The organism is Pseudomonas sp. M30-35, assembly GCF_002163625.1.
Taxonomy (GTDB): domain Bacteria; phylum Pseudomonadota; class Gammaproteobacteria; order Pseudomonadales; family Pseudomonadaceae; genus Aquipseudomonas.
Genome location: NZ_CP020892.1, coordinates 1,843,620 through 1,870,140 on the forward strand (window position 1 = coordinate 1,843,620; position 26,521 = coordinate 1,870,140).

The following is a 26,521-nucleotide window of genomic DNA, read 5'->3' on the forward strand; positions in this document are numbered from 1 at the left end:
GCAGGGAGCAAATGTGAGTCAATTTTTCCAGGTTCACCCGGAGAACCCACAGTCGCGCCTGATAAAGCAGGCTGCGGAAATCATCCGCAATGGCGGTGTCGCGGTGTACCCGACAGACTCCTCGTATGCGATCGGCTGTCGTTTGGGTGACAAGAATGCGCTGGAGCGTATTCGGCGCTTGCGCCAGTTGGATGACAAGCACAACTTCACTCTGGTTTGCCGGGATTTATCGCAGTTGAGTACCTTCGCCAAGGTTGATACTGGCGCTTTTCGTCTGCTCAAAACCCATACGCCCGGGCCTTACACCTTTATCCTCAATGCCACGCGTGAAGTGCCGCGTATCATGCTGCACGCCAAGCGCCGGACTATTGGCTTACGTGTGCCAAGCCATCCGATTGCCCTGGCATTGCTTGAAGAACTTGCCGAGCCGATCATGAGCGTCAGCCTGATCCTGCCGGATGAAACGCTGCCCATGAGCGACCCTTATGAAATGCGTGCGTTACTTGAGCACCATGTCGACCTGATCATCGATGGCGGTTTTGGTGGCCTGGAGGCTTCTACAGTGATCAGTCTTGCAGAAGATGAACCAGAAATCGTGCGTGTCGGTTGTGGCGATCCGGAACCCTTTGAAAATTTCTGAAGCATTTTTCAGGGTGTGATACAGGCGCAAAATACGATGCTTTTTCGGACTGTCGTTAAGCGCTGGGTCTTGGTAATGTTTGTGCAATTGCCTTATGCGGGAAACCCGGTTTGAACCTTGTTGATTCAGAGAGACGCGTGCTTTCAGGCATGCGCCCAAGCGGCCAATTGCACATTGGTCATTACCATGGCGTGCTAAAAAACTGGGTCCAGCTGCAACACAGCTACGATTGTTTTTTTTGCATCGTTGACTGGCACGCGCTCACCACTGATTACGAGGACGTCAGCCAACTGCCCAGGCATGTAATGGACATGGCGGTGGACTGGTTGGCATGTGGCCTGAGTCCAAGCTCGGCAACCTTGTTTATTCAGTCGCAGGTGCCGGAACATGCGGAGTTGCACTTGCTGTTGTCGATGCTTTGCCCGCTGAGCTGGCTGGAACGCGTGCCGTCGTATAAGGAGTTACAGGATCAACACCAAGGACGCGATCTGGCGACCTACGGTTTCCTCGGTTATCCATTGTTGCAAGCCGCTGACATTCTGCTTTATCGCGCAGGCGTGGTGCCGGTGGGGTCTGATCAGCTGGCGCATATCGAGTTTGTTCGCGATGTCGCACGTCGCTTCAATCATTTATACGGCCGTGAGCCCGGTTTTGAAGACAAGGCTGAAGCGGCAATCCGCAAGCTCGGTAAAAAGAACTCAAAGCTCTACACTCACCTGCGTCAGGCTTATCAGGAGCAGGGTGATAGCGAGGCTTTGGACACCGCCCGAGCCTTGCTAAAGGAGTTGCAAAACATCACCCTGGGTGACAAAGAGCGTTTGCTCGGTTATTTGGAGGGCGGCGGCAAACTGGTGTTGCCTGAGCCACAATCGATGCTCAGTGAGGCGCCACGGTTGACCGGGTTAGACGGTGGCAAAATGTCCAAGTCGCATAACAACGCGATTTATCTGCGCGACTCTGAAGAGCAGGTTGAAGAGAAAATCAAGCGCATGCCGACTGATCCTGCACGTGTTCACCGAAATGATCCAGGCGAGCCAGCGCGCTGTCCGGTGTGGCCGTTGCACAAGCTGTATTCCAATGAGACAACCTGTGATTGGGTGCAGCGAGGTTGCACCAGCGCGGGTATCGGTTGTGTGGAGTGCAAGCAGCCGCTGATTGAGTCGGTGCAGCAAGACTTGCAGCCGATCCAGCTGCGTGCAGTTGAGTACGAGGACAATCTCGATGTGGTGCGTGGCATCCTCGCCAGCGGTGCCGAGCGTGCTCGCGATGAAGCGCGTGACACCTTGATCGAAGTGCGTCAGGCACTCGGCATGAACTATCGATGAGCCAGCCATGAGCCAAGCCACGCCACCGACCCTTAATGATCAGGCCAACGCCCAGCAAGAGCTGCAATTCGCCAAGGTTTACGGCGAAGCCTATACCGAAATACCACTGGATTTGTACATTCCACCGGACGCGCTTGAGGTGTTTCTTGAGGCGTTCGAAGGGCCGCTGGATTTACTTCTGTACCTGATCCGTAAGCAAAACATTGATGTGCTGGATATTCCCGTTGCGGAAATTACTCGCCAGTACATGGGGTACGTTGAGCTGATGCACACCGTGCGTCTGGAGCTTGCTGCCGAGTATTTGGTGATGGCGGCGATGCTGGCTGAGATCAAGTCGCGCATGTTGCTGCCGCGCTCTGCGAGTGCAGAAGAGGAAGAGGAAGACCCACGCGCTGAGCTTATCCGCCGGTTGCAAGAGTACGAACGCTACAAGGCGGCGGCCGAAGGCCTGGATTTAATCCCGCGGGTTGGCCGTGACCTCAGCGTGCCACGCCTCGATGCGCCCCAAGCCAAAGCGCGCAAGCTGCTACCGGATGTCAGCCTGGAAGAACTGTTGGTGTCGATGGCGGAGGTTTTGCGCCGTGCTGATATGTTTGAAAGCCACCAGATAACCCGTGAAACCCTGTCAACTCGTGAGCGCATGAGTGATGTGCTCGAACGGCTCAAGGGCGGTGAGTTTGTGCCGTTTGTTAGCTTGTTCGTGGCAGAGGAAGGGCGCTTGGGTGTAGTGGTTACGTTTATGGCGGTGCTTGAGTTGATCAAGGAATCCTTGGCTGAGTTAGTGCAAAATGAGCCCTATGGTCCAATCCACGTGCGGGCGCGAGCTGAGCAAATAAATGAATTTGAATGAACCCAAAGACCTGGCCACCTTGCTTGAAGCCTTCTTGCTGGCTTCCGGCAAGCCGCAGACGCTTGAGCGCTTGTATGAATTGTTCGAGGAAGGCGAGCGCCCGGAGCCTGCGGTATTCAAAAAAGCCATCGAAGTGCTGCGCAAGGCCTGTGACGGGCGTGCGGTCGAGCTGGTCGAGGTGGCGAGTGGCTATCGCCTGCAGGTGCGTGAAAAATTTGCTCCCTGGGTTGGCCGTTTGTGGGAAGAGCGGCCGCAGCGCTATTCCCGGGCAATGCTCGAAACTCTAGCGCTGGTTGCCTATCGTCAACCGATTACCCGGGGAGAAATTGAAGATATTCGCGGCGTTGCGGTCAACAGCAATATCGTCAAAACCTTGCTTGAGCGTGAATGGATCCGTGTGGTCGGCTACCGCGATGTGCCGGGAAAGCCGGCGATGTTGGCGACGACCAAGCAGTTTCTCGATCACTTCAACCTGAAAAGCCTTGATCAGCTGCCGCCACTGGCTGATTTGCGTGAGCTTGAGCCTGCAACCGAGCCCGAGCCTGAGTTTGTTGGCTACGCAGAAGGCGAAGCGCCGGTACCCGCGAGCCTGCAAGCGCGGGCTGACCTGGCATTGGCGGGTGAAGAGGGCGATGCTGAAGCCGAGCCAGCCGCTGATAAAGTCCCCGAAGAAACCAGCTTCAGTAGCCTGCTGGCCGAGCTGGATAACATGGAACAGGGCCTGAAGATTGACTTCGACGATCTAGAGCCATCGCCTGATGATGAGCTGCCATCTGAGCTTTCTGAGCCATCTGATGGGCAAGCAGCGCAAGATCAGGCCACGCAAGCACCAAACCTGGCTACCGGTGCTGACAGCGCTGAACAAGCCGGGCCGGATCTGACGCCTTATGACCCGGTCCAAGCCGCGCTGGATGAAGAGGCTGAGGCCGAGCGAGCCTTGCAAGCCGCTATTGCCGATGAGCTTAACGGTAACTATTAATGACTCGGCTGCAGCAAAACATACAAAGCCGTAGGGTGTGACAACGCGAAGCTTGTCCACCGGAGGGCGCCCGAAATGTCTGCGTCGGTGATGGTGGAAGGATGAAGCGTCTTCCACCCTACGGTTATTCAGTGGAAGGGGTGAGCGTCTTGAATTGCTGCCGCGTAGGGTGTGACAAGGCGAAGCTTGTCCACCATAAGCCAAACACAAGAAATGCCAGTCGGCAGAAATCCCACCATTATCTTTGCCGCTAGCTACTCTTTCAGCGGACGCGTATGATGCGCGCCCTCGACGAGATGTCGCCCCATCACAGAGAAACACCGGGAGGTGCCCAGATGAGTGAAGAAATTGAACAAACTAGCCCTGCAGGCGAAAAACTGCAGAAAGTCTTGGCCCGCATGGGTTTGGCCTCACGTCGTGAGATCGAAACCTGGATCGGCGCAGGCCGTGTCAAGGTCAATGGCGTAGCTGCAAGCCTCGGTCAACGTGTTGACCTGCATGACGCAATTGCCCTCGATGGCAAGGTTATCAAGCGCGAAGAAGCAGCTGAAAACCTACGTCGTGTGATTATCTACAACAAGCCCGACGGCGAGATTTGCACCCGTGACGACCCAGAAGGCCGTCCTACCGTATTCGACCGTTTGCCGCGTCCTAAAGAAGGTCGTTGGATCAATATTGGTCGTCTCGACATCAATACCACCGGCTTGCTGATGTTCACCACCGACGGTGAATTGGCTAACCGCTTGATGCATCCTTCGTATCAGATGGACCGTGAGTACGCCGTGCGTGTGCGTGGTGAAGTCGACGAAGAGATGATCGAACGCTTGAAAGCGGGCGTGATGCTTGAAGATGGCCCGGCCAAGTTTACCGACATCAAGGAAGCGCCTGGCGGCGAAGGTTATAACCACTGGTATCACTGCGTGGTTATGGAAGGCCGTAATCGCGAAGTACGTCGTCTGTGGGAGTCGCAAGGTTTGGTCGTCAGCCGTTTGAAGCGCGTACGCTTCGGTCCGGTGTTTATGACCTCCGACCTGACCATGGGTCGCTGGCGTGAAATGGGTCAGCGCGAAGTCGATATTCTTAGTGAAGAAGTCGGCCTCAAGCCTGTTGCCCTGCCAGACATGAAAGAAAAAGCGCGCGATAAGCTTGATCGTCAGCAGCGCAAGTCGGCCAAGCCAGTCGGTCGTGGCGACCGTTCTGCGCGCACCTTGCGTCCAGCGCATGGTGGCCCAGCCGACGGTGATGCACGTTCCGGCCGCGGTTCGCGTGATCAGTCACGCGGCGGTGCTGGTAAAACGTCTGCCGTGGCTGAACGTCCAAGCGATGTGAGCAAGCAGCGTACTTCTGGCAAGCCTCGCCCTGAGCGCGCAGGTTCAGAGTCGCCTGAGCGTGGTGGGCGCAAGCCTGCAGGTGCTCCGGCCAAGCGTCGTGGTGCGCCAGCGGGTGATGGGCAGCGTCCAGGCTTCGGTCGTGGGCGTAAGCCTGAGCCAAAGGCATAAGCCTAAGCACTGCTCTACTTGCCCAAAAATAAAAAGGGTCGCCTCGGGCGACCCTTTTTGTTTTCTGCTGAGTCCTGAAGCTAGCGGCGAGTTAGATTAACCGGCCATATTCAGGCGGTTGCGGCCATCACGCTTCGACACGTATAGCGCGTTGTCGGCTCGGCGCAGCAGGCTTTCGTCAGATTCGCCGGGCTACAAGCTGGCGCCGCCGAGGCTGATCGACAGCCCAAGTGGCTGACCTTGGTTGACGTATTGCAGTTGCTCGACTGAATGGCGCAGGCGTTCGCCGACCATGATCGAGGCGTCGCGGCCAGTACCAGAAAGCAGCACCAGAAACTCCTCGCCACCGTAGCGGAAAATCATATCCACGTTACGCAATTGCATCTTGATGGTGTTGGCTACGACTTTGAGTACTTCATCGCCAACGCTATGGCCGTGGTTGTCATTGATCTGCTTGAAGTGATCAAGGTCGACCATTAGCAGTGACAGCGGTTGCAGGCTGCGCCGAGCGAGATCCACCTCGCGGTGCAGCATCTGCTCCATTGCAATACGGTTGCCGGTGTTGGTCAGCGGGTCGCGTAGCGCATTCTGGATGGCAGTGCGATACAGCAGAGCATTACGCAGCGGGTAAAGCAGGCTACCAAGCAAGGCTTCTAGCTGATTTAGCTCAACTTCGCTGAAACGTAGTTTGCGCCGGAACACTAACTCACCAAGATACTCACCCTCATGACTGAGGCGGTAGCTGGCTGAATTACCTGCAGTTTCACCGAACTCCAGGTTCAAATCACAGACGCTGTGCTGATAAGACAAGCCATCGAGGGCAATCAGGCGCTGAATTTCGCTGAAAAAAATATTCAGTGTGCGTTCAGTCTCAAGACTGGTCTGTAGCTGTAAATTCAGATGCTGGCGCAGTTGCGCAAGATTAAGCGGCTGCAGTGCTTGCTTGCGCTTGCTTGAATAACCGAGACGCTGCAGCTTGGCTGCATCGAAATCAATTGTATTGGTTGAGTTGGGGGGAACCATGAACGCTAAACCTCTGGCGCTAAGTGCGGCAATAATGGTTTAGAGCGATTTCCGTGCCAGCTGTTTCGTTTCAATAAAAAAATATGTGAAGTCAGTCACTTACAGCTGTCGGATGGCGGCGGCGTGAGAGTGATGACAAAAGACCGGCGAGCTGTTGCCGGCCGGCTGCCAAAAAGCTGGCATTGTTTTGCCACTATCGAGCGTTACTGAGCGTCAAATGCCTGGCCGCTTACGCCTGTGCTGTCTGGGCCCATCAGGTACAGGTATACGGGCATGATGTCGGCTGGCGTCGGGTTGTTGTCCGGGTTTTCGCCTGGATAAGCCTGGGCGCGCATGTCGGTGCGGGTTGCGCCTGGGTTGATGCTGTTGGCGCGCACTGGGGCGACATCTTCCAGTTCGTCTGCCAGTGTCTGCATAAAACCTTCGGTCGCAAATTTCGACACACCGTAAGCGCCCCAGTAAGCACGGCCTTTGCGGCCAACGCTGCTTGAGGTGAATACCACGGAGGCGTCGTTTGAGAGCTTCAGTAATGGCAGCAGGGTGCTGGTGAGCATAAACATGGCGTTGACGTTTACTTGCATGACACGCATGAAGTTCTCGCCAGACAACTGCTCGACCGGGGTGCGTGGGCCAATGATTGAGGCGTTGTGCAGCAGGCCATCGATTTTGCCGAATTCACTTTCAACCATTGCCGCCAATTCATCGTACTGGTGCGGCAGAGCAGTTTCCAGATTGAAAGGAATCACCGCTGGTTGTGGATGACCGGCAGCTTCGATTTCATCGTAGACCGCGCTCAGGTTGCTTTCAGTCTTACCCAGCAATAGCACTGTTGCGCCATGTGCGGCAAAGGTTTTGGCTGCAGCTGCGCCAATGCCACGGCCTGCGCCGGTGACTAAGATAACGCGGCCGTTGAGGAGGTCGGGACGGGCGGTGTAATCGAACATGACTCGGTCTCACTTGCTAGGGGCTGGCGAGGCTGCGCCAGTCGCCAGTTTCAATGGTTTCGCACAAGCCTGCGAACATGTTTATGGCGCAGGTCGGCAGAGGTTTCAGCAGCAGCACAGTGCGTTGTCCAGCACTGAGCGTAGTTGCAATGGATGGTCGACGACGACGTCGGCGCCCCAATTGCGTGGGTTGTCTTCAGGGTGAATATAGCCGTAGGTGACCGCGGCTGTTTTGGTTCCGGCTGCACGGCCAGACTCAATGTCACGCAGGTCATCGCCAACAAATAAAACGCTGGCTGGGTCCAGGCCCAACGTTTTGCAGGCGAGAATCATTGGCTCAGGATCAGGTTTGCTGTTTTTGACATGATCTGGGCAGATCAATATGGCTGAGCGTTTGGCCAAGCCCAGTTGCTGCATGATTGGCTCGGCGAAGCGCAGGGGTTTGTTAGTCACCACGCCCCAGATCAGCTTGGCCTGCTCAATGTCAGCGAGCAGCTCGTTGATCCCGTCAAACGGTCGGGTCAGTACTGCGCAGTGGCTTTGATAGCGCTCGAGAAACTCAAGGCGCAGTGGTTCGAACTCAGACGCTTGCGGGTCCAGGCTAAAAGTGGCCGAAACCATGGCGCGGGCGCCGCCTGAAACTTGGTCGCGGATCAGTTTTTCAGCAATCGGCTCAAGCCCGCGCTCAATGCGCATGGCTTGGCAGATCGCAATAAAGTCGGGGGCACTGTCGAGCAGCGTGCCATCCATGTCGAAAAGTACTGCACGCAGTCGCATCATTGCTCCTTGAGCGTTTGGATCATGTAGTTGACGTCTACATCGGCTGACAGCTTGTAGTGCTTGGTCAGCGGGTTGTAGGTCAAACCGATGATGTCTTTGACTTCGAGTCCCGTCGCGCGGCTCCAGCTGCCCAGTTCGGATGGGCGGATGAATTTCTTGAATTCATGGGTGCCGCGTGGCAACAGGCGCAACAGGTATTCCGCGCCGATTACGGCAAACATATACGCCTTCGGGTTGCGGTTGATGGTCGAGAAAAACACTTGGCCGCCCGGTTTAACCATGCGGTAGCAGGCGCGGATGATCGAGGCAGGATCAGGCACGTGCTCAAGCATCTCGAGGCAGGTTACGACATCGAATTGCTCGGGCATTTCTTCGGCGAGGTCTTCAGCGGTGATCTGCCGGTATTCAACGGATACCCCGGATTCCAGCTGGTGCAGCTGTGCAACCGCTAACGGCGCTTCACCCATGTCGATACCGGTCACGGTCGCGCCGCGCTGGGCCATGGATTCACTAAGAATGCCGCCGCCGCAGCCTACGTCGAGCACTTTTTTGCCTGCCAGACCGACGCGCTCATCAATCCAGTTAACCCGCAGTGGGTTGATTTCATGCAGCGGTTTGAACTCGCTTTCACGGTCCCACCAGCGGTGGGCAAGGGCTTCAAACTTGGCAATTTCAGCTGGGTCGACGTTGCTCATGAGCTGTTCCTGATTAAATCTGCAAAGGGTGCCTGCATGGCTTCCTATAGCAATGGTGCCATTTTCACGCCTGTTAGTGGGCGCTTGTCAGCAGGCCAGTGTATGTCAGTTTGTCGCAGCGGCTGGCATATATGTGTAGCCGCTTCTATATATCGTTAAAGAACCTCTGAAAAAGGTAGCGAGCGACGATACTACAAGGCAAAAAATATGCGAAAAAGCGGCCGGGGTCGCGCTCGACTTTAGTGGCCTAAATGAGCATTTTGAGCAGTTTTTTAACGCCGTAATATCGAGCGCAGTAGTTTTTCAGAGGCTTCTTAGGCCTTTGCTCCAATCTTGGCGCCCCACGCTCGGGTGTTGGCGATAATTTGAGCTTCATCCATACGTGTCAGTTTGCCGTTATCCAGCAACTGCTTGCCACCGACCCAGACATGGGCAACACAGGCGCGGCTGCTGGCATAGATAAGTTGCGAGACCGGGTCGTACACCGGTTGTTGAGCCAGGCCGGACAGGTTGAATGCGCAAATATCAGCTGCTTTGCCGACTTCCAGTGAGCCAACCTCTGCCTCAATGCCCAGAGCGCGAGCGCCATTCAGGGTAGCCATGCGCAGTGCGCGGTGGGCATCCAGCGCCGTGGCCGAGCCTGCGACTGCTTTGGCCAGTAGCGCGGCAGTGCGCGTCTCGCCCAGCAGATCAAGGTTATTATTGCTGGCTGCGCCGTCAGTGCCGATGGCAACGTTGACGCCTGCATTCCACAGCTTCTCAACCGGGCAAAAGCCGCTGGCGAGTTTGAGGTTCGATTCCGGGCAATGAATAACACTGGTGTTACTGGCGACTAACAGTTCGAGGTCGTCGTCATCAATCTGGGTCATATGCACGGCTTGAAAGCGTGGCCCCAGGAGGCCAAGGCGGGCCAGTCGTGCGAGCGGGCGTTCGCCCTGCAACTCCATGCTTTGCTGAACTTCAAATGCAGTCTCGTGGACGTGCATGTGAATACCTGCTTCGAGTTCTTCAGCGAGTACATTGATGTTGCTCAGCTTGTCGTCGCTAACGGTGTACGGGGCGTGCGGGCCAAAGGCGATCTTGATCCGTGGGTGATGCTTGAGATCGCTAAATAGCTCAAGGCCCTTGTGCAGGGCTTCAGCCGCATCACGGGCGCCGGGAATCGGAAAGTCGAGTACCGGGATAGTGATTTGTGCGCGGATACCGCTACTGTGGACCTGCTGGCTGGCAATTTCGGGGAAAAAGTACATGTCCGAGAAACAGGTGATGCCGCCTTTGAGCTGCTCGGCAATCGCCAGTTCGGTGCCATCTTTGATGAATTGTTCGTTCACCCATTTGGCTTCAGCAGGCCAGATGTGCTGTTGCAGCCAGGTCATCAGCGGTAAATCATCCGCTAACCCGCGAAACAGCGTCATTGCAGCATGGCCATGGGCGTTGATCAGGCCTGGGGTGATGATGTGGTCGGGCAGTTCGCGAATTTCCAGTGCGGCTTGTTTAAGCGCCTGCTCGCGTGGAGCAATCATCACGATTTGGCCGTCGCGAATACCCAGCCCGTGGTCGCGCAACACGACACCAGCCGGTTCAACAGGGACCAGCCAGGTGGGGAGCAGGATAAGGTCGAGTGGGGCTTCGGACATTTATAGGGGCCTTTGCATAGTTGACCGGCGATTCTATAGTGGAACGCCGCGCGCATGAAGTCGAAAGGACTGCAAACACAGTCTTAATCGGTGATTTTGAGATTTTGCAGCAACTAGGGTTACAGGCCGGCGAGCGCTTGGGCGTATACTCAGCGGCTTTGTTTTACGAGGGCAGGTCGATGCGCGAGCAGTTGTTAGCAGCAGAAAAGGTCAAAGCTATTGAGTGGCGTGATGGCCGTCTTTATCTGCTGGATCAGCGCGTGCTTCCTTTCGAAGAGCTGTGGCTTGCTTATGAAAATGCCGCAGAAGTAGCTTTGGCAATCAAATCAATGGTGGTGCGCGGTGCGCCGGCCATCGGTATCAGCGCGGCTTACGGCGTGGTGCTGGGCGCTCGTCAACGTATCAAGGAAGGCGGCGACTGGCGTACAGCGCTTGAAGCTGACTTCCAGGTGTTGGCAGATTCGAGGCCCACTGCGGTTAACCTGTTCTGGGCGCTGAACCGCATGCGCGACCGCTTGGCACGGATCAAGCCGGAAGACGATGCGTTGGCGGTGCTGGAGACTGAGGCGCTGGGTATCCACGAGAGCGATCGCGAAGCCAATCTGACCATGGCCCAGCTCGGTGTCGACTTGATCCGTAAGCATCAAGGCAACCTGCAAAACCTGTTAACCCATTGCAATACCGGCGCCTTGGCGACTGGCGGTTTTGGCACTGCGTTGGGGGTGATTCGTGCGGCTTATCTTGATGGTCTGGTTGAGCGGGTATACGCCGATGAAACACGGCCATGGCTGCAAGGCTCGCGGCTGACCGCCTGGGAACTGGCTAACGAAGGCATTCCCGTTAGCCTCAATGCTGACTCAGCCGCGGCCCACTTGATGAAAACCCGCGGCATTACCTGGGTCATTGTTGGTGCCGATCGGATTACTGCAAATGGTGATGTCGCCAATAAAATTGGCACCTACCAGCTCGCGGTCAACGCCATGCACCACGGTGTGCGCTTTATGGTGGTGGCGCCGAGTTCGACTATTGATATGGATCTGGAAAGCGGCGAAGACATTCCGATCGAAGAGCGTGACGGCAGTGAGCTTCTCGAAGTCGGTGGCCACCGAGTGGCTGCCGGGGTCGATGCAGTTAACCCGGTATTCGATGTGACGCCCGCTGACTTGATCGACTTCATCGTCACCGAAAAGGGTGTGGTCGAGCGTCCAGATCTGGCCAAGATGACTCAGTTGATGTGCCGCAAGCGCCTTCACTAAGTTGAGCGTGTTAATGATGTTCAGCTTGCATTTGCGCGGTGCCTGCCGGGTGAGGCTGTTGAGGAATAAATCGGCTTGTACGGCCTCTCAGTGCGTCACAGGGCTATTCAGTGGTTTTGCTGGTCGGTTTTAGGGTAGGTGAAAAGCGCTGCATGTGGTAACCTCCGGCAGTTATCAGGGCAACTGCTTAGGGTTGCCTCAACTGCGTATATCCATGGCATAACTTATTGATTTGTCGTGAGTCGTTGTCGACTTGATGTTACAGCGACAGGCTTCGCCTCGTTCACAACGGATGGAGCGGAGTTTCACCAGAAAAAGGAACCAGGCTACTCATGGGCGAACTGGCCAAAGAAATCCTCCCGGTCAATATCGAAGACGAACTCAAGCAGTCCTACCTCGATTACGCGATGAGCGTAATTGTCGGTCGTGCACTGCCGGATGCGCGCGATGGCTTGAAGCCCGTGCACCGTCGCGTGTTGTACGCGATGAGCGAGCTGGGTAATGACTGGAACAAGGCGTACAAGAAGTCGGCTCGTGTCGTTGGTGACGTGATCGGTAAATATCACCCACACGGTGATACTGCGGTCTACGACACCATCGTCCGTATGGCTCAGCCATTCTCATTACGCTACCTGCTGGTAGATGGTCAGGGTAACTTCGGTTCGGTTGACGGCGATAACGCCGCTGCCATGCGATACACCGAAGTACGTATGACCAAGCTGGCCCATGAGCTGCTGGCTGACTTGCATAAAGAAACTGTGGATTGGGTGCCTAACTACGACGGCACTGAAATTATCCCAGCGGTCATGCCGACCAAGGTTCCTAACCTGCTGATCAACGGCTCCAGCGGTATCGCTGTGGGCATGGCGACCAATATTCCGCCACATAACCTGACCGAGGTTATTAATGGCTGCTTGGCGCTGATCGAAAACCCGGAGCTGAGCATCGATGACTTGATGCAGTACATCCCGGGCCCGGATTTCCCAACCGCCGCTATCATTAACGGTCGCGCCGGTATCATCGAAGCCTATCGCACCGGTCGCGGGCGCATCTATATGCGTGCCCGTGCTGAGATCGAGGACATTGATAAGGTTGGCGGCCGCCAGCAAATCATCGTCACCGAACTGCCTTACCAGCTGAACAAAGCGCGTTTGATCGAGAAGATCGCCGAGCTGGTTAAAGAGAAGAAGCTTGAAGGCATCACCGAGCTGCGCGATGAGTCTGACAAAGACGGCATGCGCATTGTTATCGAATTGCGTCGTGGTGAAGTGCCGGAGGTCATTCTTAATAACCTCTACGCGCAGACCCAGATGCAAGGTGTGTTCGGTATCAACGTGGTTGCTTTGATCGACGGCCAGCCTAAGGTTCTTAACCTTAAGGACATGCTCGAAGTCTTCATCCTGCACCGCCGCGAAGTCGTTACCCGTCGCACGGTGTTTGAACTGCGCAAAGCCCGTGAGCGTGGCCATATTCTTGAAGGCCAAGCGGTTGCCCTGTCGAACATCGACCCGGTTATTGCCTTGATCAAAGCCTCGCCGACCTCGGCTGAAGCTAAAGAAGCCCTGATTGCCAAGGCCTGGGAATCCAGCGCCGTGCAGAGCATGGTTGAGCGCGCAGGCGCTGACTCGTGCCGCCCAGACAATCTGGACCCGCAATATGGTCTGCGTGACGGTAAGTATTACCTGTCGCCAGAACAGGCTCAGGCCATTCTTGACCTGCGTTTACACCGTCTGACCGGTCTTGAGCACGAAAAACTGCTGGCTGAATACCAAGAGATCCTGGCGCAGATTGGCGAGTTGATCCGCATCCTTACCAGCGCTGAGCGCTTGATGGAAGTGATCACCGAAGAGCTTGAAGGTATCAAGGCTGAGTTTGGTGATGCTCGTCGCACTGAAATCCTCGACAACCGTCTCGATCTGACGCTGGCTGACCTGATCACCGAAGAAGACCGTGTGGTGACCATTTCTCACACCGGTTATGCCAAGTCTCAACCACTGGCTGCGTACCAAGCGCAACGTCGTGGTGGTAAAGGCAAGTCGGCGACCGGGGTCAAGGATGAGGATTACATTTCTCACCTGCTGGTTGCCAACAGCCACACCACGCTGCTGCTGTTCTCCAGCCGTGGCAAGGTTTACTGGCTGAAGACCTATGAAATTCCGGAAGCCTCGCGTGCTGCGCGCGGCCGTCCATTGGTTAACCTGTTGCCGCTGGATGAGGGTGAATACATCACCACCATGTTGCCGGTTGATGAGTACACCGAAGGTCACTTCATCTTTATGGCTACCGCTGGCGGTACTGTGAAGAAGACGCCGCTGGAGCAATTCAGCCGTCAGCGTAGCGTTGGTTTGATTGCCCTCGACCTGGACGAAGGCGACACCCTGATTTCTGCCTCGATCACCGATGGTAGCCGTGAGGTGATGTTGTTCTCCGACGGCGGCAAGGTGACACGCTTTAAAGAGAGTGATGTGCGCGCCATGGGCCGTACCGCTCGCGGTGTTCGCGGTATGCGTTTGGCTGAAGGCCAGAAGCTGATCTCGATGTTGATTCCAGAAGAGGGCAGCCAGATTCTGACCGCCTCGCAGCGCGGCTACGGCAAGCGTACTGAAATCAGCGAGTTCCCAGAGTACAAGCGTGGCGGTCAGGGCGTAATCGCCATGGTCAGCAACGAGCGTAACGGTAAGTTGGTTGGCGCGGTTCAGGTACTTGATGGTGAGGAAATCATGCTGATTTCTGACCAGGGCACACTGGTGCGTACGCGTGTCGGTGAGGTCTCAAGTCTGGGACGTAATACTCAGGGCGTGACCCTGATTCGCCTGGCCAAGGACGAGAAGCTGGTCGGTCTGCAACGTGTTCAAGAACCTTCTATTGAAGAAGAATACGATGAGAATGGCGAGCTGATCGTCAATGAAGAGATTGAAGGTGAACTTGCAGAGTTGGCGCCAGAAGATGGCGCTGAACCTGAAGCACCTGCTGCGGGTGAAAACCCCGCAGATCCAGAGTAATCCACGCAACAAGCCTGCTTCGGCAGGCTTTGTTGTCTGTGGTGTTTGATCAGGCGCTGGCTTAGGGCCAGCGTCCATTTTTGAGAGAGTGGATGTGAGCAAGCGAGCCTTTAACTTCTGCGCCGGCCCAGCCGCGCTTCCCGAAGCTGTTCTGCAACGTGCCCAAGCTGAACTCCTCGACTGGCAGGGTAAAGGCCTGTCAGTGATGGAAATGAGCCATCGCAGTGACGAATACACCGCAATTGCCGAGAAGGCCGAGCAGGATCTGCGTGATCTGCTGTTCATTCCCTCGAATTACAAAGTCCTGTTTTTGCAGGGCGGTGCCAGCCAACAGTTCGCTGAGATCGCCCTGAATTTGCTGCCAGAAGACGGTGTGGCTGACTACATCGACACCGGTATCTGGTCGAAGAAAAGCATCGAAGAAGCCAAGCGCTACGGCAACATCAATGTCGCAGCCAGTGCCAAGCCATACGACTATTTCGCGATTCCTGGGCAAAACGAATGGCAGCTGTCGAAAAATGCTGCCTACGTGCACTACGCCAGTAACGAAACCATTGGCGGCCTGCAGTTTGACTGGATTCCGCAAGTGGGTGACGTACCGCTGGTTGCGGATATGTCTTCGGATATCCTTTCGCGCTCGTTGGATGTCTCCAAGTTCGGCCTGATCTACGCCGGTGCGCAGAAAAACATCGGCCCAAGCGGCTTGGTGGTAGTTATCGTGCGTGAAGACCTGCTGGGCCGCGCGCGCAGTTCGTGTCCGACCATGCTCAACTACAAGGTCGCAGCTGACAACGGTTCGATGTACAACACCCCGGCGACTTTCTCTTGGTACCTGTCGGGCCTGGTGTTTGAATGGCTGAAAGAGCAGGGCGGTGTTGCGGCGATGGAAACACGCAATCGCGCCAAAAAAGACCTGCTGTACGGCACCATTGATAGCAGCGGGCTGTATAGCAACCCGATCACGCCAAATTCACGTTCGTGGATGAACGTGCCGTTCCGTCTGGCTGATGATCGCCTGGACAAGCCATTTTTAGCCGGCGCTGATGCGCGCGGTTTGTTGAACCTTAAAGGCCACCGTTCAGTTGGCGGCATGCGTGCCTCTATCTATAACGCAGTGGGTCTTGATGCGGTGCAGGCATTGGTTGCCTACATGGCTGAGTTCGAGAAGGAGCACGGTTAATGTCGGATCAAATCTCCGAGCAAGAATTAAAGGCGCTACGCCTGCGCATTGACAGTCTGGATGAGAAAATCCTTGAGCTGATCAGTGATCGCGCCCGCTGCGCTGAAGAAGTCGCACGGGTAAAAATGGCTGCGTTGCCAGAAGGCGAAAAACCGGTTTTTTACCGTCCCGAGCGTGAGGCGCAGGTGCTCAAGCGCGTCATGGACCGTAATGCCGGGCCCTTGGGCAATGAAGAAATGGCTCGTCTGTTTCGTGAAATCATGTCTTCATGCCTGGCGCTTGAGAATCCGCTGAAAGTGGCTTACCTCGGGCCAGAAGGGACCTTCTCGCAAGCGGCGGCCATGAAGCATTTCGGTCACGCGGTGATTAGCGTGCCGATGGCGGCAATCGATGAAGTATTCCGTGAAGTGGCTGCCGGTGCAGTGAACTTCGGTGTGGTGCCGGTCGAAAACTCGACCGAAGGTGCGATCAACCACACGCTAGACAGCTTCCTTGAGCACGACATGGTGATTTGTGGCGAAGTTGAGCTGCGTATTCACCATCACCTGTTGGTTGGTGAGTCGACCAAGACTGACAAGATCACCCGCATCTATTCGCACGCGCAGTCATTGGCGCAGTGCCGTAAGTGGCTGGATGCGCATTTCCCTAATGTTGAGCGTATTGCTGTTTCAAGCAATGCTGATGCAGCCAAGCGCGTCAAAAGCGAGTGGAATTCAGCGGCGATCGCGGGCGACATGGCTGCGAGCCTGTATGGCTTGACCAAGCTGGCTGAAAAAATCGAAGACCGTCCGGACAACTCGACGCGCTTCTTGATCATCGGCAGCCAGGAAGTACCACCGACCGGGGATGATAAAACCTCAGTCATTATTTCCATGAGCAACAAGCCGGGTGCGTTGCATGAGTTGCTGGTGCCGTTTCATCACAATGGTATCGACCTGACGCGCATTGAAACGCGGCCTTCGCGCAGCGGTAAGTGGACCTATGTGTTCTTCATCGATTTTGTCGGCCATCACCGTGATCCGTTGATCAAGGATGTGCTGGAAAAAATCAATCAGGAAGCAGTCGCGCTAAAAGTGCTGGGCTCATACCCCAAAGCCGTTCTCTGATGCTCCGTAGGGTGGATGACGCTTCTCCATCCACCAGGACGCGACGTGTGATTTGTGGTGGACAAGCTTCGCGTTGTCGCACCCTTACGATGGCGTTTTTGTATCCATCACCGGTGGCACCGAATATTCAACAAACGAGTTTTCCGGATTGAACGAGGCAAGCAATGAGTTGTGATTTCCTCGCGCTGGCGCAGCCAGGCGTGCAAAAACTGTCGCCCTACGTGCCAGGCAAGCCGGTTGATGAGCTGGCGCGTGAGCTGGGTCTTGATCCAGCCAACATCGTCAAGCTGGCCAGCAATGAAAACCCGCTGGGCCCTAGTCCTAAAGCGCTAGACGCTATTCGTGCTGAGTTGGCGGAGCTGACCCGTTACCCTGATGGCAATGGTTTTTCATTAAAAAGCCTTTTGGCGCAGCGTTGCGGTGTCGCAACCCAACAAGTGACCCTGGGTAACGGTTCCAACGACATTCTTGAGTTGGTTGCCCGTGCTTACCTGGCGCCAGGGCTGAATGCGGTGTTTAGTGAGCACGCCTTCGCGGTGTATCCGATTGCCACGCAGGCCGTTGGCGCGCAGTGCAATATCGTCCCGGCCAAGGACTTCGGTCATGATCTGGAAGCGATGGCCAAGGCGATCAATGAGCACACGCGTGTGGTGTTCATCGCAAACCCCAACAATCCAACCGGCACCTGGTTTGGCCCGCAAGCTTTAGCTGATTTTCTGGCCAAGGTGCCTGAGTCAGTGCTGGTTGTGCTGGATGAGGCGTATATCGAATATGCCCACGGCAGTGAACTGCCTGATGGCCTCAATTATTTGAGTCAGTACCCGAATCTGTTGGTGTCGCGCACCTTCTCCAAGGCTTATGGCTTGGCGGCGCTGCGTGTCGGTTACGGCATCAGTAGCGCGCAAGTGGCGGATATATTGAATCGCGTACGTCAGCCCTTCAACGTCAATAGCTTGGCCCAGGTCGCTGCGTGTGCCGCGCTTGATGATGTTGAGTATCTGGCGCAAAGCCGCAAGGTCAACGATGACGGCATGGCCCAGCTTGAGGCCGGTTTTCGTGAGCTTGGTCTTAACTGGATTGCTTCGAAAGGCAACTTCATCGCAGTTGATTTAGCCCGTGATGCAGCGCCGATCAATCAGGCATTGCTGCGCGAAGGCGTTATCGTCAGGCCAACGGCCAATTACGGCATGCCGACGTATTTGCGTGTGTCCATTGGTCTGCCTGAAGAGAACAAGCGGTTCTTGGCTGCCTTGAACAAGGTGCTTGGCGCGTGACTGAGGTTAAACCTGCTGCAACTGCGTCGCTTGTAACCTGCGCGCAATCGACACCCCCTATGATCGGCCGCCTGGTGGTTGTAGGGCTGGGTTTGATTGGTGGCTCATTCGCTAAAGGTTTGCGTGAGCGTGGCGTCTGTCGTGAGGTGGTTGGGGTTGATCTCGATCCGCAATCACGTGAGACAGCTGTAGCCTTGGGTGTGGTTGATCGCTGCGAAGAGCAGTTGGCGCTCGCGTGTCAGGGTGCTGACGTGATCCAGCTGGCGGTGCCGATTTTGGCCATGGAGCGTGTGCTTGGCGAGTTGGCCAAGCTTGATCTAGGGCAGGCCGTGCTTACCGATGTCGGTAGCGCCAAGGGTAATGTGGTGCGCGCTGCCAGTCTGGCGTTTGGTGGCATGCCAGCTCGTTTTGTGCCGGGGCACCCGATCGCGGGCTCAGAGCAGAGCGGTGTTGAAGCCGCCAATGCAGAGCTGTTTCGCCAGCACAAAGTGATTTTGACGCCGCAGGAGACCACCGATCCGCAGGCGCTGCAGCTAGTTGACCAACTGTGGCGTGAGCTGGGTGCTGATGTTGAGCACATGCAGGTTGAGCATCATGACCAAGTGCTGGCGGCGACCAGCCATTTGCCGCATTTGCTGGCATTTGGTTTGGTCGACTCCTTGGCCAAGCGCAGCGAGAATTTGGAAATTTTTCGCTACGCAGCCGGTGGTTTTCGCGACTTTACCCGCATAGCCGGAAGCGATCCGGTGATGTGGCACGATATCTTTTTGGCCAATCGCGAAGCTGTATTGCAGAACCTGGACGTATTTCGCAGCGATCTCGACGCTATACGCGACGCGGTCGATGCAGGGGATGGGCATCAACTGCTGGGCGTCTTTACTCGCGCCCGCGTTGCCCGGGAACACTTCAGCAAAATTTTAGCCCGCAGGGCTTATGTGGACGCTATGCATACGAATGATCTGATTTTTTTGGCTAATCCTGGTGGCAAGGTCACTGGTAAAATTCGCGTACCGGGCGATAAATCCATTTCACACCGTTCGATCATGCTCGGCTCGATTGCCGAAGGCATTACTGAGGTCGAAGGTTTTCTCGAGGGCGAAGACGCCCTTGCGACGTTGCAGGCATTCCGCGACATGGGTGTTGTGATTGAAGGTCCGCACCATGGTCGTGTAACTATCCACGGCGTCGGTCTGCGCGGTCTTAAAGCGCCGCCTGGTCCGATCTATGTCGGCAACTCGGGCACATCAATGCGTTTGCTCAGTGGTTTGCTGGCGGCGCAGCCGTTCGATGTCACGTTGACTGGCGATGCCTCGCTCAACAAGCGTCCGATGAATCGCGTGGCCAAACCGCTGCGCGCCATGGGTGCGATTATCGAGACCGCAGCGGAAGGTCGTCCGCCATTGACTGTGCGTGCAGGTGGCCGCTTGGGCGGTATGACCTATGAAATGCCTATGGCCAGCGCTCAAGTTAAATCCTGCCTATTGCTCGCAGGCCTCTACGCTGCGGGTTCTACCACTGTTATCGAGCCTGCGCCGACGCGTGACCATACAGAGCGCATGCTGCGTGGCTTTGGCTATCCGGTCACGGTTGAAGGTAATGCGGCGACGGTTGAGTCGGGCCATACCCTAAAAGGTACGCATATTGAGGTGCCTGCGGATATCTCGTCTGCTGCATTCTTCCTGGTTGCCGCGAGTATTGCCGAAGGCTCTGATCTATTGCTTGAGCACGTTGGTATCAACCCAACGCGCACCGGTGTTATCGATATTCTCAAGCTGATGGGTGGCGATATCACCCTCGAGAATGAGCGTGAAGTCGGTGGTGAGCCGGTCGCAGATATCCGCGTGCGCTCAGCTAAGCTTAAGGGCATTAACATCCCGGAAGACCTGGTGCCGCTGGCGATTGATGAGTTCCCTGTATTGTTTGTCGCCGCTGCCTGCGCTGAGGGGCAGACCGTATTGCGTGGTGCTGAAGAGCTGCGAGTCAAAGAGTCTGATCGCATTCAGGTGATGGCTGATGGCCTGATTGAGCTGGGCGTGAGCGCTGAGGCTACACCAGACGGCATCATCATCGAAGGTGGCACCATGGGCGGTGGCGAAGTGTATGCCCATGGTGATCACCGGATTGCCATGGCCTTCAGTGTTGCCTCGCTGCGCGCCAGTGCGCCAATTCGTATCCATGATTGCGCAAACGTCGCCACCTCATTTCCAAACTTCCTGGCGTTGGCTGCGCAAGTTGGGATGCAAGTTGGTGAGGAGGGTAAGTGATGAACGCTGCGCCAGTAATCACAATCGACGGGCCAAGCGGTTCAGGCAAGGGCACTATTGCCTGCCTGGTGGCACAAAAGCTGGGCTGGGGCTTGCTTGATTCAGGCGCGCTCTATCGTTTATTGGCATTTTCTGCGCGCAATCACGGTGTCGACATTACCAACGAGGCGTCAGTCACCATGTTGGCGGCACACCTCGATGTGCAGTTCATCGCCAATTCCGGTGGCAAGGGGCAGAGCATCATCCTTGAAGGCGAGGAAGTGACTAACGCGATCCGCAATGAGCAGGTCGGTGCAGGGGCTTCACAGGTCGCGGCTTTGCCAGCAGTGCGTGAGGCTCTGTTGCAGCGTCAGCGGGCGTTTCAGGAGTTTCCGGGGCTGGTCGCAGATGGTCGTGATATGGGCACGGTGGTGTTTCCGGATGCCCCGCTGAAGATATTTCTGACTGCCAGTGCGGAAGAGCGTGCGCGCAGACGTTACTTACAGTTGAAGGCCAAAGGCGATGATGTTAATCTTGCGAGTCTACTTGATGAGATTCGCGAGCGTGATGAGCGCGATACCCAGCGCACGGTGGCTCCGCTTAAGCCAGCGACCGATGCAATACAGCTGGATTCAACCGAACTTTCCATTGAGCAGGTGTTTGAACGAATTCTGAGCGAGGTCGCCATTCGCGATCTGGCTGGATAATAGAGCTTCGGTAATAACTGATAGTTCGCCAAGGAGGCATGCAAGAAACCAGTCCTAGTCTTGCAAGCCTCTTTTTATATGAACGTACCCACATTGTCTGGAGTGTGGTTTGGGCGGATAAACTGCCCTGAATCAACAGGAATCAACATGAGCGAAAGCTTCGCGGAACTTTTTGAAGAAAGCCTAAAAACCCTCGACATGCAACCGGGCGCCATCATTACCGGTATCGTAGTCGACATCGACGGTGACTGGGTCACTGTTCATGCCGGTCTTAAGTCAGAGGGCGTCATCCCGCTCGAGCAGTTCTTCAATGAACAAGGCGAGCTGACCATCAAGGTCGGTGACGAAGTCCACGTTGCGCTGGACGCGGTTGAAGATGGCTTCGGTGAAACCAAGCTGTCCCGCGAAAAAGCCAAGCGCGCTGAGTGCTGGATCGTTCTGGAAGCAGCTTTCGCCGCTGAAGAAGTGGTTACGGGCGTTATCAACGGTAAGGTTAAAGGCGGCTTCACAGTCGACGTTAACGGCATCCGTGCGTTCCTGCCAGGTTCTTTGGTCGATGTTCGCCCAGTGCGTGATACCACTCACCTGGAAGGCAAAGAGCTCGAGTTCAAGGTCATCAAGCTGGACCAGAAGCGCAACAACGTTGTTGTTTCTCGTCGTAGCGTCCTCGAAGCTGAGAACAGCGCTGAGCGTGAAGCTCTGCTCGAATCTCTGCAGGAAGGCCAGCAAGTTAAAGGTATCGTCAAAAACCTCACCGACTACGGCGCGTTCGTGGATCTGGGCGGTGTCGACGGCCTGCTGCACATCACCGACATGGCTTGGAAGCGCATCAAGCATCCTTCCGAGATCGTCAACGTTGGTGACGAAATCGACGTTAAGGTTCTGAAGTACGATCGCGAGCGTAACCGCGTATCGTTGGGCTTGAAGCAGCTGGGCGAAGACCCGTGGGTTGCTATCAAAGCTCGTTACCCAGAAAGCACTCGCGTTGTTGCACGCGTAACCAACCTGACCGACTACGGCTGCTTCGCAGAGCTGGAAGAAGGCGTGGAAGGTTTGGTGCACGTATCCGAAATGGATTGGACCAACAAAAACATCCACCCATCTAAAGTCGTTCAGGTTGGCGATGAAGTGGAAGTTATGGTTCTTGATATCGACGAAGAGCGTCGTCGTATCTCCCTCGGCATCAAGCAGTGCAAAACTAACCCATGGGAAGATTTCTCGGGTCAGTTCAACAAGGGTGACAAGATCTCCGGCACCATCAAGTCGATCACCGATTTCGGTATCTTCATTGGTCTGGACGGCGGCATCGACGGCCTGGTTCACCTGTCAGACATCTCCTGGAACGAAGTCGGCGAAGAAGCCGTACGTCGCTTCAAGAAGGGCGACGAGCTCGAAACCGTCATCCTGTCTGTTGATCCAGAGCGTGAGCGCATCTCCCTGGGCATCAAGCAACTGGAAGAAGATCCGTTCTCCGACTACGTTGCCATTAACGATAAAGGCACAATCGTGACCGGTACCGTTAAAGAAGTTGATGCCAAGGGCGCTGTAATCACCCTGGCTGAAGGCATCGAAGCCACACTGAAAGCCTCTGAAATCAGCCGTGACCGCGTTGAAGACGCGCGCAACGTTCTGAAAGAAGGCGAAGAAGTTGAAGCTAAGATCATCAGCGTTGATCGTAAGAGCCGCGTAATCAGCTTGTCGGTCAAGTCGAAAGACGTTGAAGACGAAAAAGAAGCAATCAAGGAAATGCGCACTAAGCAGGACGAAGCTGCTCCTGCTGGTCCGACCACCATTGGTGATCTGATCCGCGCACAAATGGAAAACCAGAACTAAGTTCGGGTAATTCATGAAAAAGGGCGACTTCGGTCGCCCTTTTTTGTGGGCGTTTGTAAAGTGGATGACGCTTATTTCATCCACCAATGGACGCTGCTATTAATCTGGACATTTGCTTGCTGACATGGAGTTTGGCAGGCAAGTTGAGCGCTGCTACACCTAATGTCGGGTGGATGACGCTTCTCGTTCCACCAATGTGGGCGCCTTCGGTCTATAAATCTGCTTGAGGTGTGCGGGCTCTGGTGGGCAAGCTTCGCGTTGCCACACCCTACGGATTAAAAACTTGTTGCCAAATTAGAGCGGTCTGGAAAGGTTACTTGGCTGCTGCTATAGAGCCTGTGAACGGAATCAACATCATGGAAGCGTTTTTAGAGGCTGTTCAAAAGCTTGGGAGCATGCTAAAACCATACTATCGAGTGATCTAGCCGCTTGAAAACGAAGGGAAAATTATGACCAAGTCGGAATTGATCGAAAGGATCGTGACCCATCAAGGCCAACTCTCATCCAAGGATGTTGAGCTGGCGATTAAAACAATGCTTGAGCAAATGTCCAGTGCCTTGTCTTCAGGCGACCGTATCGAGATACGTGGCTTTGGCAGTTTCTCGCTACACTTCAGGGCTCCGCGGGTAGGGCGTAACCCTAAAACGGGTCAATCAGTCAGCCTTGACGGTAAATTCGTGCCTCACTTCAAGCCAGGTAAAGAGCTGCGCGACCGTGTGAACGAAGACGAGTGATTCTTTGCCTCGCACAGAAATGAAATTGCTAAATCAATCAGTTATTTAGCAATGCGTAGTAGTGGTATGACGCGTGGGTAAAACGTTAAACTGCGCACGTTTTTGTCTTTGATAGACGTTTTCACGTCATTAACCCCCATGACCAGTAAAAAAGTTCCTTGGCTGTGGGGGATAAATGGAATTTGTGTGAAAAAACAGCGTCCAATCTGATTGGGTCGCGGTTCCTGCTTTTGATTTGCTGCAGTAAGCGAGCGAGTAGGAAATCACGCATAAAATATGTTGGATGGCAGAAGGCTACAGCCCTTCGCCCTATGATAAGAAACGACAAAAACTGGAGCTTACGTGGATCAAAGAATTACTGCTGAACAGTCTCGCGCTTCCGATGAGATTGATTTGGTTGAGCTTGTAAAACAGCTCTGGATGCAGAAGTGGCTGATTGTTGGTTGCACATTACTAATAACGGCAATTGCTGCTGCCTACGCATTTTTAAGCGCTCCTACGTATCAAGCGACTGCAGGCGTCATGCCTCCGCGCCTCAGTGATATTTCCGGTTATAACCTGGGCCGTAGCGAAGCGAAACTCAGAGAGTTCACCGTTAAAGATGTGTACGGCGTCTTCAAGCGCAATCTGTTGTCAGGGTCATTAAAACGCCAACTATTTGAAGAGGCATATTTGCCTAGCTTATCGCCAGAAGAGGCGAGTGCAGCGAAAGATACGCTATGGAAGCGTTTTAACGCGGATTTCAGTGTTCAGGCTCCCGACGTAAAAAATAACCCTGATTATTACGAGGTGAAAGTCGTAGGTAAACAGCCTGAAGTAGTCGCTGACTGGGCAAATCGCTACGTCAACATGGCCGCAGATAAGTCAGCCGAGGTGATGCAAGCAAACCTTTTGACCGAGATAGGCACTGAAACCCAATCACTTTCCAGGCAAGTCGATGCCCTGCGCTTGACCGCCGCTAAAAGACGCAATGATAGAATTGCTCGCCTTCAGGAGGCCTTGATCGTCGCTGATGCCGTTGGCTATGACTCACCGCAAGTGACTCCCGGCAAAACGTCTTCAGACGGTGACTTTACCGAGTTTATGGACGGTAGTTTGATGTACATGCGCGGCGCCAAAGCTGTTAAAGCAGAACTAGCCGTGCTGGAAAAACGCACAAATGACGACCCGTTTATTGTCGAGTTGCGTGGCATTGAAAACCAAATGGATTTTTTGCAGAAGATCGATGTGAATCCAGCCAACGTGGCTGTGTATACGCTTGATAGTCCAGCTTTGGTTCCAGAGACACCTATCAAACCTAATAAGTTATTGGTCGTATTTGTAGGGTTGATTTCAGGGATTATGTTAGGAGTGTTCTTCGCTTTATTTAAAGTTTTTATTATTAACCTTAAATAAGATCATTTATTGAGGAATTGCAGTTTGCACGAAAGATGAGTTGGCACATGACTGTGTGCCACGCAGGAGTAAAAGCTATTGCTTAATATATTCAGTCGTAAATTTATCCAATACTCAATCTTCAAAGATATTCTTATCGTTGTAATGGTTAGAGTGTTGGGCGCAGGGTCGATTTTTTTATTAAATTACATAGTAGCAAAACAATTAGATGTGACGACGGCTGGTTACTTTTTTTGGGCAATGTCGTGTTTTTTTATTGTAACCCAGTTATCTCTAATGGGGATGTCAGATGTAGCCCTTAAGTACATTTCTCAAAAAAATAATACTTCAGAATGGGGGCAAGCGGTATTCATCCTGAAGAAAATACTTAAGTGGGTCGTGTCGGCACTTATGCTTATAAGTTTCGTGCTATTTGTAGTTGCGGCATATTTACCCGTTGCCTATTTTGAAATGAAGTCTGATATAAGATATATGATGCTTTGTATGATACCTGGAATCATATTTTGGGGGGTATCAAATATTTTAGCTTATGCATTGCAAGCTACCGGACATCAACTAAAATCGATTTTTGTACTATCAATCGGACCGTATCTTTTCTTTTGTATCGGCTATATGTTATTAACACCATTAAGTTTGATAAATACAGGGGTGTTATTTACAGTTTCATATGTAGTTAATTTTTTAATTGCCTGTGTTTGGTTTACTAAACGATATATTAACGAAAAGCCTATAGAGTTTTCTTCCCAGCAATTGTGGCAAATGGCTCTCCCTCTTTGGGCTGTATCAATGATGAGTATTACACTGGCTTGGGGAGGGGCTTTTCTATCCGGCCGTTGGGTTGCTCCAGATCAGATTGCTTTATACTCTGTTGCGGTTAGAGCTGCTGCTTTAATAAATTTTTTTATGATCGCTGTGAATTTTGTTTTGGCTCCTAAAATAGCGAGGCTCTATGCGCTAGGTGATATGAAATTACTTCAACGCGAAGTTAAGGTATCAGTAAGAGTTCTGTATTGTTTTTCAATACCGGTGATAGCTGTCATCCTAATGTACTCTAAAACAATTATGGGGCTCTTTGGTGAGACTTATGAGCAAGGGTATAAAGTACTTTTGATACTTGTTGTTGGTCAAATTGTTAATATAATTACAGGTCCAGTTGGTTATTTGCTAACAATGACTGGAAATGAACGTTATATGAGGAATATGTATGTGTTAACTGGGCTAGCATGTTTAGGTCTAATATTCACGCTGACTCCTTTGTACGGTATTCAAGGCACAGCTTGGGCGACTTGTATTGCAATGGCAATACACAATATTGGTTGTGCGGTTCTTGTGTTCAAGAAAATGAATATATCTGTTTCGCCATTTGGAAGCTAGATAATGTTAAGCGCATATAATGCTGCAGTTTACTTAATCATGATG

20 protein-coding genes and 1 pseudogene are annotated in these 26,521 nt (G+C 54.0%); 16 read left to right on the plus strand and 5 right to left on the minus strand.

The window, feature by feature from the left end; all coding sequences use genetic code 11:
• Positions 1 to 13 precede the first annotated feature (13 nt).
• From B9K09_RS08630 to rluB, 5 genes are all read left to right on the plus strand, one after another.
• Positions 14 to 640, plus strand: coding sequence for an L-threonylcarbamoyladenylate synthase (locus B9K09_RS08630; RefSeq protein WP_157699334.1), 627 nt, complete (start codon positions 14 to 16; stop codon positions 638 to 640).
• 110 nt (positions 641 to 750) lie between these two features.
• On the plus strand, positions 751 to 1,965 hold the full coding sequence (locus tag B9K09_RS08635; RefSeq protein ID WP_087516425.1) for a tryptophan--tRNA ligase: 1,215 nt from the start codon (positions 751 to 753) through the stop codon (positions 1,963 to 1,965).
• A gap of 7 nt (positions 1,966 to 1,972) precedes the next feature.
• A complete protein-coding gene (locus tag B9K09_RS08640) occupies positions 1,973 to 2,815 on the plus strand; it encodes a ScpA family protein (RefSeq protein ID WP_087516426.1) in 843 nt (280 codons plus the stop codon).
• Complete coding sequence (scpB, locus tag B9K09_RS08645; protein ID WP_087516427.1) at positions 2,802 to 3,794, plus strand: SMC-Scp complex subunit ScpB; 993 nt, start codon at positions 2,802 to 2,804, stop codon at positions 3,792 to 3,794. Before B9K09_RS08640 ends, scpB begins: the two co-directional genes overlap by 14 nt.
• A gap of 335 nt (positions 3,795 to 4,129) precedes the next feature.
• Entirely contained in the window at positions 4,130 to 5,293 is a 1,164-nt protein-coding gene (rluB, locus tag B9K09_RS08650) for a 23S rRNA pseudouridine(2605) synthase RluB (protein WP_087516428.1), read from the plus strand.
• A gap of 96 nt (positions 5,294 to 5,389) precedes the next feature.
• Here rluB and B9K09_RS08655 read toward each other — a convergent pair.
• From B9K09_RS08655 to B9K09_RS08675, 5 genes and pseudogenes are all read right to left on the minus strand, one after another.
• Positions 5,390 to 6,316: pseudogene (locus B9K09_RS08655) on the minus strand (GGDEF domain-containing protein).
• A gap of 203 nt (positions 6,317 to 6,519) precedes the next feature.
• Positions 6,520 to 7,260: a YciK family oxidoreductase gene (locus B9K09_RS08660; RefSeq protein WP_087516429.1), complete on the minus strand. Its 741-nt coding sequence runs from the start codon at positions 7,258 to 7,260 to the stop codon at positions 6,520 to 6,522.
• A gap of 105 nt (positions 7,261 to 7,365) precedes the next feature.
• On the minus strand, positions 7,366 to 8,037 hold the full coding sequence (mupP, locus tag B9K09_RS08665) for an N-acetylmuramic acid 6-phosphate phosphatase MupP (RefSeq protein WP_087516430.1): 672 nt from the start codon (positions 8,035 to 8,037) through the stop codon (positions 7,366 to 7,368).
• A complete protein-coding gene (gene ubiG, locus B9K09_RS08670) occupies positions 8,037 to 8,735 on the minus strand; it encodes a bifunctional 2-polyprenyl-6-hydroxyphenol methylase/3-demethylubiquinol 3-O-methyltransferase UbiG (protein WP_087516431.1) in 699 nt (232 codons plus the stop codon). The genes mupP and ubiG overlap by 1 nt, the downstream gene beginning before the upstream one ends.
• 314 nt (positions 8,736 to 9,049) lie before the next feature.
• A complete protein-coding gene (locus tag B9K09_RS08675; RefSeq protein WP_087516432.1) occupies positions 9,050 to 10,372 on the minus strand; it encodes a TRZ/ATZ family hydrolase in 1,323 nt (440 codons plus the stop codon).
• 179 nt (positions 10,373 to 10,551) lie between these two features.
• Here B9K09_RS08675 and mtnA point away from each other — a divergent pair, with 179 nt between their 5' ends.
• The 11 genes from mtnA to B9K09_RS08730 all read left to right on the plus strand — a co-directional run bounded on the left by mtnA (position 10,552) and on the right by B9K09_RS08730 (position 26,476).
• Positions 10,552 to 11,628 (plus strand): S-methyl-5-thioribose-1-phosphate isomerase, encoded by a 1,077-nt coding sequence (mtnA, locus tag B9K09_RS08680; protein ID WP_087519041.1) that lies wholly within the window; start codon positions 10,552 to 10,554, stop codon positions 11,626 to 11,628.
• 332 nt (positions 11,629 to 11,960) lie between these two features.
• Positions 11,961 to 14,630: a DNA gyrase subunit A gene (gyrA, locus tag B9K09_RS08685; protein ID WP_087516433.1), complete on the plus strand. Its 2,670-nt coding sequence runs from the start codon at positions 11,961 to 11,963 to the stop codon at positions 14,628 to 14,630.
• 94 nt (positions 14,631 to 14,724) lie between these two features.
• Positions 14,725 to 15,810: a 3-phosphoserine/phosphohydroxythreonine transaminase gene (serC, locus tag B9K09_RS08690; RefSeq protein ID WP_087516434.1), complete on the plus strand. Its 1,086-nt coding sequence runs from the start codon at positions 14,725 to 14,727 to the stop codon at positions 15,808 to 15,810.
• The gene (gene pheA / locus B9K09_RS08695) at positions 15,810 to 16,916 is read left to right on the plus strand and encodes a prephenate dehydratase (RefSeq protein ID WP_177408653.1); all 1,107 of its coding nucleotides are present in this window, start codon (positions 15,810 to 15,812) and stop codon (positions 16,914 to 16,916) included. The genes serC and pheA overlap by 1 nt, the downstream gene beginning before the upstream one ends.
• Before the next feature lie 164 nt (positions 16,917 to 17,080).
• A complete protein-coding gene (gene hisC / locus B9K09_RS08700; protein ID WP_087516435.1) occupies positions 17,081 to 18,190 on the plus strand; it encodes a histidinol-phosphate transaminase in 1,110 nt (369 codons plus the stop codon).
• 59 nt (positions 18,191 to 18,249) lie between these two features.
• A complete protein-coding gene (locus B9K09_RS08705; protein ID WP_087519043.1) occupies positions 18,250 to 20,454 on the plus strand; it encodes a bifunctional prephenate dehydrogenase/3-phosphoshikimate 1-carboxyvinyltransferase in 2,205 nt (734 codons plus the stop codon).
• Positions 20,454 to 21,140: a (d)CMP kinase gene (gene cmk, locus B9K09_RS08710; RefSeq protein WP_177408654.1), complete on the plus strand. Its 687-nt coding sequence runs from the start codon at positions 20,454 to 20,456 to the stop codon at positions 21,138 to 21,140. The genes B9K09_RS08705 and cmk overlap by 1 nt, the downstream gene beginning before the upstream one ends.
• A gap of 147 nt (positions 21,141 to 21,287) precedes the next feature.
• Complete coding sequence (rpsA, locus tag B9K09_RS08715; protein WP_087516437.1) at positions 21,288 to 22,973, plus strand: 30S ribosomal protein S1; 1,686 nt, start codon at positions 21,288 to 21,290, stop codon at positions 22,971 to 22,973.
• A gap of 449 nt (positions 22,974 to 23,422) precedes the next feature.
• Positions 23,423 to 23,707: an integration host factor subunit beta gene (ihfB, locus tag B9K09_RS08720; RefSeq protein WP_087516438.1), complete on the plus strand. Its 285-nt coding sequence runs from the start codon at positions 23,423 to 23,425 to the stop codon at positions 23,705 to 23,707.
• Between the two features lie 342 nt (positions 23,708 to 24,049).
• Positions 24,050 to 25,102 (plus strand): LPS O-antigen chain length determinant protein WzzB, encoded by a 1,053-nt coding sequence (locus tag B9K09_RS08725; protein ID WP_256574278.1) that lies wholly within the window; start codon positions 24,050 to 24,052, stop codon positions 25,100 to 25,102.
• 78 nt (positions 25,103 to 25,180) lie between these two features.
• Positions 25,181 to 26,476 (plus strand): polysaccharide biosynthesis C-terminal domain-containing protein, encoded by a 1,296-nt coding sequence (locus tag B9K09_RS08730; protein ID WP_087516439.1) that lies wholly within the window; start codon positions 25,181 to 25,183, stop codon positions 26,474 to 26,476.
• Positions 26,477 to 26,521 lie beyond the last annotated feature (45 nt).

Coding starts and splice junctions, on each gene's coding strand:
- B9K09_RS08640 (WP_087516426.1), top strand. CDS start 1,973: ATGAGCCAAGCCACGCCACCGACCCTTAATGATCAGGCCAACGCCCAG.
- scpB (WP_087516427.1), top strand. CDS start 2,802: ATGAATTTGAATGAACCCAAAGACCTGGCCACCTTGCTTGAAGCCTTC.
- rluB (WP_087516428.1), top strand. CDS start 4,130: ATGAGTGAAGAAATTGAACAAACTAGCCCTGCAGGCGAAAAACTGCAG.
- B9K09_RS08660 (WP_087516429.1), bottom strand. CDS start 7,260: ATGTTCGATTACACCGCCCGTCCCGACCTCCTCAACGGCCGCGTTATC.
- mupP (WP_087516430.1), bottom strand. CDS start 8,037: ATGCGACTGCGTGCAGTACTTTTCGACATGGATGGCACGCTGCTCGAC.
- ubiG (WP_087516431.1), bottom strand. CDS start 8,735: ATGAGCAACGTCGACCCAGCTGAAATTGCCAAGTTTGAAGCCCTTGCC.
- B9K09_RS08675 (WP_087516432.1), bottom strand. CDS start 10,372: ATGTCCGAAGCCCCACTCGACCTTATCCTGCTCCCCACCTGGCTGGTC.
- mtnA (WP_087519041.1), top strand. CDS start 10,552: ATGCGCGAGCAGTTGTTAGCAGCAGAAAAGGTCAAAGCTATTGAGTGG.
- gyrA (WP_087516433.1), top strand. CDS start 11,961: ATGGGCGAACTGGCCAAAGAAATCCTCCCGGTCAATATCGAAGACGAA.
- pheA (WP_177408653.1), top strand. CDS start 15,810: ATGTCGGATCAAATCTCCGAGCAAGAATTAAAGGCGCTACGCCTGCGC.
- hisC (WP_087516435.1), top strand. CDS start 17,081: ATGAGTTGTGATTTCCTCGCGCTGGCGCAGCCAGGCGTGCAAAAACTG.
- B9K09_RS08705 (WP_087519043.1), top strand. CDS start 18,250: ATGATCGGCCGCCTGGTGGTTGTAGGGCTGGGTTTGATTGGTGGCTCA.
- cmk (WP_177408654.1), top strand. CDS start 20,454: ATGAACGCTGCGCCAGTAATCACAATCGACGGGCCAAGCGGTTCAGGC.
- rpsA (WP_087516437.1), top strand. CDS start 21,288: ATGAGCGAAAGCTTCGCGGAACTTTTTGAAGAAAGCCTAAAAACCCTC.
- ihfB (WP_087516438.1), top strand. CDS start 23,423: ATGACCAAGTCGGAATTGATCGAAAGGATCGTGACCCATCAAGGCCAA.